Origin of the sequence: Thermogemmatispora sp. (genome assembly GCF_019683635.1) — a bacterium.
Taxonomy (GTDB): Bacteria; Chloroflexota; Ktedonobacteria; order Ktedonobacterales; family Ktedonobacteraceae; genus Thermogemmatispora.
In genome coordinates this window covers 1-7,348 of sequence record NZ_JADGIA010000236.1, presented here as the reverse complement: position 1 = coordinate 7,348, position 7,348 = coordinate 1, and the positions used below count along the sequence as shown (strand labels likewise).

The 7,348-nt window shown below is 62.9% G+C and carries 6 protein-coding genes and 1 pseudogene; 3 read left to right on the top strand and 4 right to left on the bottom strand.

The annotated features are described in order from the left end of the window. Positions 1–388 (top strand): annotated as a pseudogene (locus IRZ31_RS18840) (hypothetical protein); the annotation flags it as partial. A 115-nt stretch (positions 389–503) separates the two neighbouring features. On the opposite strand, the gene IRZ31_RS18835 reads toward IRZ31_RS18840, so the two are convergent. From IRZ31_RS18835 to IRZ31_RS18825, 3 genes are all read right to left on the bottom strand, one after another. Beyond that, on the bottom strand, positions 504–1,637 hold the full coding sequence (locus tag IRZ31_RS18835) for a hypothetical protein (RefSeq protein ID WP_297156499.1): 1,134 nt from the start codon (positions 1,635–1,637) through the stop codon (positions 504–506). Positions 1,638–1,787: 150 nt separating this feature from the next. Then, positions 1,788–2,918 (bottom strand): hypothetical protein, encoded by a 1,131-nt coding sequence (locus IRZ31_RS18830; protein WP_297156497.1) that lies wholly within the window; start codon positions 2,916–2,918, stop codon positions 1,788–1,790. A 111-nt stretch (positions 2,919–3,029) separates the two neighbouring features. After that, positions 3,030–4,217, bottom strand: a complete 1,188-nt coding sequence (locus tag IRZ31_RS18825) for a hypothetical protein (protein ID WP_297156495.1) — start codon at positions 4,215–4,217, stop codon at positions 3,030–3,032. A 759-nt stretch (positions 4,218–4,976) separates the two neighbouring features. Between IRZ31_RS18825 and IRZ31_RS18820 the strand changes: the two genes are divergently transcribed. Together IRZ31_RS18820 and IRZ31_RS18815 are read left to right on the top strand one after the other, a co-directional pair. Next, positions 4,977–5,600, top strand: a complete 624-nt coding sequence (locus tag IRZ31_RS18820; protein ID WP_297156493.1) for a cyclodeaminase/cyclohydrolase family protein — start codon at positions 4,977–4,979, stop codon at positions 5,598–5,600. Further along, on the top strand, positions 5,597–6,490 hold the full coding sequence (locus IRZ31_RS18815) for a bifunctional 5,10-methylenetetrahydrofolate dehydrogenase/5,10-methenyltetrahydrofolate cyclohydrolase (protein WP_297156491.1): 894 nt from the start codon (positions 5,597–5,599) through the stop codon (positions 6,488–6,490). Before IRZ31_RS18820 ends, IRZ31_RS18815 begins: the two co-directional genes overlap by 4 nt. Before the next feature lie 114 nt (positions 6,491–6,604). Here IRZ31_RS18815 and IRZ31_RS18810 read toward each other — a convergent pair whose 3' ends face one another. Next, complete coding sequence (locus IRZ31_RS18810; protein WP_297156489.1) at positions 6,605–7,006, bottom strand: globin family protein; 402 nt, start codon at positions 7,004–7,006, stop codon at positions 6,605–6,607. Positions 7,007–7,348 lie beyond the last annotated feature (342 nt).

Sequence of the window (7,348 nt, the reverse complement as noted above, 5' to 3'; positions counted from 1 at the left end):
CGCCGCCACGAGATCGGAGCGCGTCGCAGCCGCCGTGGCTCGATCAGGCAGCCATCGCCGATCTTCGTCCCCTCCCCAGCAACTGGAGGGGATTACTTCACCCTCCAAGGGCAGCGCTATGCTCCTGAGCGACTACGAGGCCCTGCTTGTTTCAACGCTGCCACCTTCGTCGGCAGCCACCCCGGAGCCGCTGCATATCCGTAGCGAGCCGCCTTTCCCTATCAAGGCGGCCCTGCACTCGGTGCTCGCCTTGACGTTACTGCACGCCGGCTCGCTACGTCCTCCACGGCTGCCAATCAGCATTCACTACAGCGATGAGCTGGGCGGGCTGGCGCTGGTTGGCATTCGTCCGCCGAGTGCCGAGGGCACGTTGCCTTTCTGGCTTTGAACCTGAGCCGGGCTGGTGCGTCCGCCAACGTTTACGGTTTACGAGCACAAAGACAGGGAGGCAGGCCCCTTAGCAGGGAAGGGACCCCCTCCCAGGCTGGGACGCCGTGGATCGGTCAGCGCCCCGGGGCCTGCCAGATCTGTACGGTGCCATCTTCCCCCGCTGAGGCGATCCACTGGCCATTTGGGGCCCAGGCCACCGCCTGGACGAGATCGCGGTGTCCCCGATAGCTCAGGGCCAGTCGCTGGCGCCCCACCTCCCAGACCTGCACCTCTGCCCCCTGGCCAACTGTCACCAGATAGCGACCATCCGGCGACCACGCCAGGCTATGCGGATAGACCACTTCCCCTAGCTGCCCAAATTCGATGTGAAAGCTACCGTTCAAGACCAGCACTTGTCTTCCCGTTCTGACCTCACGCACCACGACCTGCCCCGGCGACGTGCTGTCGCTCTTCTGGCTCGGTTTCACCACCACATAGGCCAGGAAGCGCCCATCCGGCGACCAGGCTGCCGCAATAGCTTGCTCCTGCTCTGGGAAGTAGTGCAGGGGCCGGCCCGTGGCCGCCTCCCAGAACTGCACCGCGTGCGTGCGCCCCGCCGAAGCAATCGTCTGACCGTCCGGTGACCAGGCCACGATGTAGGAAGGCTGACCTCCTGGCGGCGGCTGCGGTGGGTAGGCCGCCAGCACCCGACCGCTATTCCCATCAAGGACGCTCACCTGATCATCGTCGGCCATCGCCAGCCGGCGGCCATCGGGCGACCAGGCAAAGGCATGCAGACCAGAATAATCGCTGATGTCCATCAGCGTGTTCCCGCTAGCCACTTCCAGCATCTGTAGCTGGTCACGTGGCTTTCCTAGAAACGTCAGCCCTGACCCCGAGGGAGACCAGGCCACCATCGCAATGAGATCAGCTATCTCGCTCTCATAGAGCCAGAGGGCCTGCTGCCGGCTTACATCATAGAGCCGTAGAATCGGTGGCATACCCACATATGGGTCAAACATTTCGTAGCTGTAAGCCAGCAGTCTACTATTGGGCGACCAGGCGACATCTCTGATGCGCGCCCCCGCTGGCCCGCGAATGATCATCAGCCTCGTCCCGGCAGCCACTGGAGTCCGCAGAGACGTGGCCAGGCTATTCATTGTCGTATTGAGGCCAGGCGGTAGCGGCTCCGGCTGACAGCCCACCAGGCTCGCTCCTACCCCCAGTGCCCCCAGTGCCCCTATCATCCCGCGCCGTGAGATGCGCATGCTGTCAGAGTCGCTGTTTTGCCTGTTCTGTCTGTCCATTGTCGCGATCCCTTCTCATGCATTGCTCAGATGGAACCCTTACCCGCGGGTGGTAGCTCTCCTTCTCAGACCTTTCTTCCTCTTTTGTTCCTCCCCCAGGTCCAGAACTCTCTAGGGCGCCTGCCAGACCCGTACCTCTCCGTCGCTGCTGGCCGAGGCCAGCCAGCGCCCATTCGGTGCCCAGGCCACCGCTACCACCGGCGCCCGATGGCCACGATAAGTCAGCAGCAGCCGTTGGCTCCCTACCTCCCAGACCTGCACGGTTGGCCCCTGCCCGGCAATCGCCAGCCTGCGGTTATCTGGCGACCAGGTCAGGCCCTCCTGCAGCAAGGGAATGCCTTCCCTGCCGTCACTGATAGGCACCGCTGGATAGGTCGCTGGCACTGATAGCAGCAGTCGCCCGCTCTCCACCTCCCGTACCACTACCGTGAGTGGCACCTGCTGACCGCTCGTCGGCGGCGGGACCGCCCCGGTCAGATAGGCCAGGGTCCGGCCATCTGGCGACCAGGCTGCGGCGATGGCCTTAGTCTGCTCTGGGAAGTAGTGCAGGGGCCGGCCCGTGGCCGCCTCCCAGAACTGCACCGCGTGCGTGTGCCCCGCCGAAGCAATCGTCTGGCCGTCCGGCGACCAGGCCACGATGTAGGAAGGCTGACCACCCGGCGGCAGCTGCGGAGGGTAGGTGACGCTTGTGACAAGCCTTCCGTCAGATGTCGGGCTACAGACGATGACCCTGTCCTGGATCGCCACAGCCACCTTGTTCCCACGCGGCGCCCAGGCCAGCGCATAGACCACATCCTCGGGGCCAAGCCTGAACTCCTGCACTGTCTCGGGGGCAGCAACATCCCAGAGAGCCAGGTACACGTTACCGGTCTGGCCGTCCGCGTTCAGAAAGCTGAGAGTGCGCCCGTCGGGCGTCCAGGCTAGCACCGCTCCCTGTGTTGGGGGTCCAAGCGGCTCGTAGACGGCCCGCAGATCGCCTGCCGCGGCCCAGACGTAGAACTGGTAACCGCCGAAGGCTGCCAGTAAGCTGCTGTCAGGCTTCCAGACCAGCCCACGGGGTAACAGTGGCTTTTTGGCGTAGCGCATCACATGGCTCGCCAGCAGCATTCCGGCTGGGGGTCTGCCTGTCTTCAGCGTATTCAGGGCCAGCCGCTGCTCCCTGACTGGCGCCACTCTCCCCGTCAGCAGCCGGCGACGCGATAGCCGCATCGCATCTAACGTAACTGTTGGCTTCTTGCTCATGACTCGATGCCTCTCTTCGCTGCTTCGCTTCTACAGATCTTGCGCCGCCACCGTTTCCACTACTCGGCAGCGCGCAGAGCCAGATTCTCCTTCTTCCTCCTCTGTTCCTGGTCAGCATCCCGGCGCTCTCCAGACTCGCACTGTGCCATCTCTCCCCCCCGAGGCGATCCATCTGCCATCGGGAGACCAGGCCACCGCCAGTACGGTAGCCTGATGCTTTCGATAGCTCAGGGCCAGCCGCTGGCTCCCCACCTCCCAGACCTGCACCTCCGCCCCCTGGCCGGCTGTCGCCAGATAGCGGCTATCCGGCGACCAGGCCAGACTATGCGGATAGACCACCGGCCCCAACCTGCCCAGGTCCACCAAAAAGCGTCCCTGCAGCACCAGAAGCTGTCTCCCCGTCTCAACCTCGCGCACGATGATCCGCACCGGCAGGGGCAGGGCCGAGCCTGCGCACCTGACCATGTCCCACCCCACCATATAGGCAAGAGCGCGGCCATCCGGCGACCAGGCAGCCGCAATGGCCTGCCCCTGCTCTGGGAAATACTGCCAAGATCGACCCGTGGCCGCCTCCCACAACTGCACCGCGTGCCTGCGCCCCGCCGAGGCAAGCGTCTGACCGTCTGGCGACCAGGCCACGATGTAGGAGGGCTGGCCACCCGGCGGCGGCTGCTGTGGGTAGACCGCCAGAATCTGGCCGCAGCTCCCCTCAATCACGACCACCTGGGTCTTGCCTGCCACTGCCAGGCGGCGGCCATCTGGCGACCAGGCAAAGGAGTAATGGGGAAGAGAGATCCCTGATCCTGGGCCAACACCATAGTGGGCCAGTCCGCGACCATTGGCCGGCGTCAACACTGGCAGGAGGCCACGGGACAGCCCGAGGAAACTCACAAGAGAGGTGCCAGAGACAAACCAGCCGAAAACGCTGAGGGCATCAACAGCCTCGTTCTGGTAGAGGACAAGTGTCTTCTGACTGCCTGTATCACAGACCCGCAGGTCCGGAATCTCTCCCGCCGTGCAGTAAGCCAGCAGACGACTATCCGGCGACCAGGCCAGATCTGCGACGGCCACTCCCGCCGGGGTCCGAAAGGTCGCCAGCGTCACCCCTGCTGCGAACGGAAGCCGAGCCTGCGAAGAAGGGGCCATGATCGCTGTCGCCCCACCTACTCCAGCAGGGACCGACGCGGGCAGGCGCGGGCAGCCTCGTACGCCAGCACCCACCTGCCTCTGCGTCAAGCCGGCCAGAGTACCCTCCATCCCCCGATCATGGCAGGCAAGGCAAAGGCTGTTACTATTCATAGGGGGAGCCTCCACAGGAAAGCGCTGCAATCGCTGTCAGGTCGCTGCGCTGGCAATCGCTCCTTCGCTCAGGCTGATCTCAGGAGACCACCAGCCAGACCTATCCCTTTGCTCTGCTATCACAAGTGGCAGCGGTACGTAGCGGCTGACCTGGCTGGCCCAGTCCAGCGTCGGAGCAGCAAGGCACAGCCCTTTGAGGAAGAGCCAGCGCCAGCGATGCCCTACAACCAGCGGCTTCTCGGAGCGCCCAGGGCGGAACGCTAGCCACATCGCCGGCCAGGCCGTTGATCGCAGCAGGTGGAATGAGAGAACGGCGGCAGCCTGCGCGGCCCTCCGGGAAGCTGGCAGAGGCAGCGCCGTTCCCCCTGCATAAGCGAGACAGAGGGGGAAGAGTAGCCATCTTCATCGACCTCGACTCTCCGAGCGATCTTTCACTGGTTTCTTAAAAAAGTCATTTAACTGGCTAAGCAATGAGTTATTAAGAGGCAATATCGGAGTTAGATCTTTTTTCTGTACGAAAGATAGCTGCCGAGAAGCGATCTCGCCAGGTCGCCGTTCACACGAGAAATGTGACGAAGCTCACAAAGCCTCTGGTGGGGACCACCCTCGCGCTACTCCGGGGGGAAGGCTCAGTCAGCCAGCGCAGAGCAAGAGCACGCGCAGCCAGAGCTGTTCTGTGCTATAATGTCTCTCAAAATGCCTGTCCCTCTGGGATACTGCAGACAGCCAACAGCTACTGCTCTTTGCAAGGACATGTACATGTATTTAGATCAATCCTTACGGGAGTATCTCAATGATCTCTCTTCCTCACAACCAACACCCGGGGGCGGCTCCGCTGCGGCGTTGAGTGGAGCGATGGGTGCGGCTCTTGCCAGCATGGTCACTCGGCTCACCATCGGCAAGAGCGGCTACGCTGACGTACAGGATGAGATTGAAGAGATTCTACAAAAGACAGAGGAATTGCGCGAGCGATTCCAACAACTTATACAAGAGGATATTGACGCCTACGAGCGGCTTGCCATGAGTTTCCGGCTTCCCAAGGGAAGCACCGAAGAGAACGAGGCTCGCAGCCGTGCCATTCAGGTGCGGCTCCACGAGGCGGCCCTGGTACCGCTGGAGGTAGCCGAGCGAGCGGCGGAGCTGATGCACTTCTGCGTGCGCCTGGCCCAGATCGGCAACAAGAATGTCCGCAGCGACATCGCCGCAGGGGCCGCCCTGGTAGTGAGTGCAGCCCAGGGGGCAGCGTGGATGGTGCGCGTCAACCTGCGCTCTCTCAAAAACCAGCAGCTGGTCGAGCAGCTGCAAGGGCGCCTGGAGGCGGCCCTGCAGCAAGTGGAGGCAGGCCATACCGACGTGGTGCGCCTGGTAGGAGGGTCTTTGTGAGCGCGACGATTCTCGACGGGCGCGCCCTCAGCGCCGAGATTCGGGGCGAGCTGCGAACAGAGGTCGCTCGCTTCCGTGAGCGACAGGGCTACCCGCCCGGTCTGGTGATTGTGCGCGTGGGCGGCGACGCTGCTTCTGGAGTCTATACCAAGGCCATTCTGCGCCTGGCCGGAGAGATCGGCGTGCAGGCCAGGCTAGAGGAGCTACCTGCCCTGACCAGCGGCGACGAGCTGCGCGCCCTGCTGCTTCAGCTCAACGGGGACCAGCGTACCCACGGTATCATCGTGCAGATGCCTTTACCCGCCCATCTCTCGCAGCAGATGGTCGCCGATACGGTGGCACCGGCGAAGGATATCGATGGCATCAGCCCCGGGAGCGCCGGCAATCTCTTCCTGGGCCTGCCCAGTTTCCTGCCTTCGACCGCCGCCGCTGTCGTGGAGATTCTCGATCGCCAGCGGATACCACTGGCAGGCAAACGCGTGGTGATCCTGGGACGTAGCAATGTGGTGGGCAAGCCGCTGGCGCTTATGCTCTTGCAGCGCAATGCCACGGTGAGCGTCTGCCATTCGCGCACACGCGACCTGACAGCCCTGACGCGCCAGGCTGATGTGCTGATCGCCGCTGTCGGACGCCCGCGCCTGGTGACCGCCGAGATGGTGCGTCCAGGAGCGGTGGTCATCGATGTAGGGATCAATGCCTTGCCGGAAGGGGGCATTGTGGGCGATGTGGACTTTGAGGCGGTACGCGAGGTTGCTGCGGCCATCACGCCAACGCCGGGTGGCGTTGGCCCGCTGACCAATGTGATGCTGCTCAAGCAGTGCGTCCGCGCCGCCTGGTTGGCCAGCGGGCTGGAGGAGGAGGCGCCAGACCTCTCCATTCCCCAGTTCTAGCTGGGACGATTGCTTCGCCTGCCGACCCTCTAAGACCCAGGCCCGGCAAGGGGGAGGAGGGGCAGCCGCACCCAGGAGGGCAAATAAGCAGTGCGGTGCCCCTCACGCAACGTGCTATGGTTCACCAGCAGCAATCATCTGGGAGCTGATGACCTCAAAAGCCTGGGCCCAGGCATCTTGCATAGCTGGGGTGAAACGCGGCCCGAGAAAGTCACCAAAAGTGGCGAGCAGGGCCTGGCCAACTAGGGGATAGTGCTCAGGCTGCACACCATAGCGATAATGGCGCTCGCCCAGCTTGCGCAGCACCGGCACCAGATTCTCCCCACGCTCAACGCCGGCGACCACCGCGGCCAGGGTGGCCATAAGAGCGCTCTCCTGACGCCGCATGTCGGTGCTGGCAAAGAGCGGGCGCGTTTGGGGATAGGTTGCAAAAAGGCGCTCATAGAACTGACGCGCAAAAGCCTCTTTCTGAGGAGCAACTAGCTCAAAGCTTTCCTTGAGCAAGGGCGCATTCATAAGGCGTCACTTCTCTCCTTTCCTTTCTTCCTTCAGACCGCGTACGGCACTCGCTCGTACCCCGCCCTGGCTAACCCCGCCAATCTGTGGCTCTCCCCAGCCAGTTTGAACCGTTCTCTGGACCCGAGGCACCCTTGCTTGCTGATCCCGCTCGCCGCGCTGCAACAGCCAGGAATGTGGGCGCTCTTGTGAAGTATGCACAATTTTTGTCTCTGGTTATACAGTATCATCTTCTTCTTTCCCTGTAAATGAGTAGAATATCTAATTCTATCTTCAAATATTTATGCACTATGCACAGCCCCTCTTCTCTGCAGCGCAGCCCGCGTCCTGGAACTATATAGA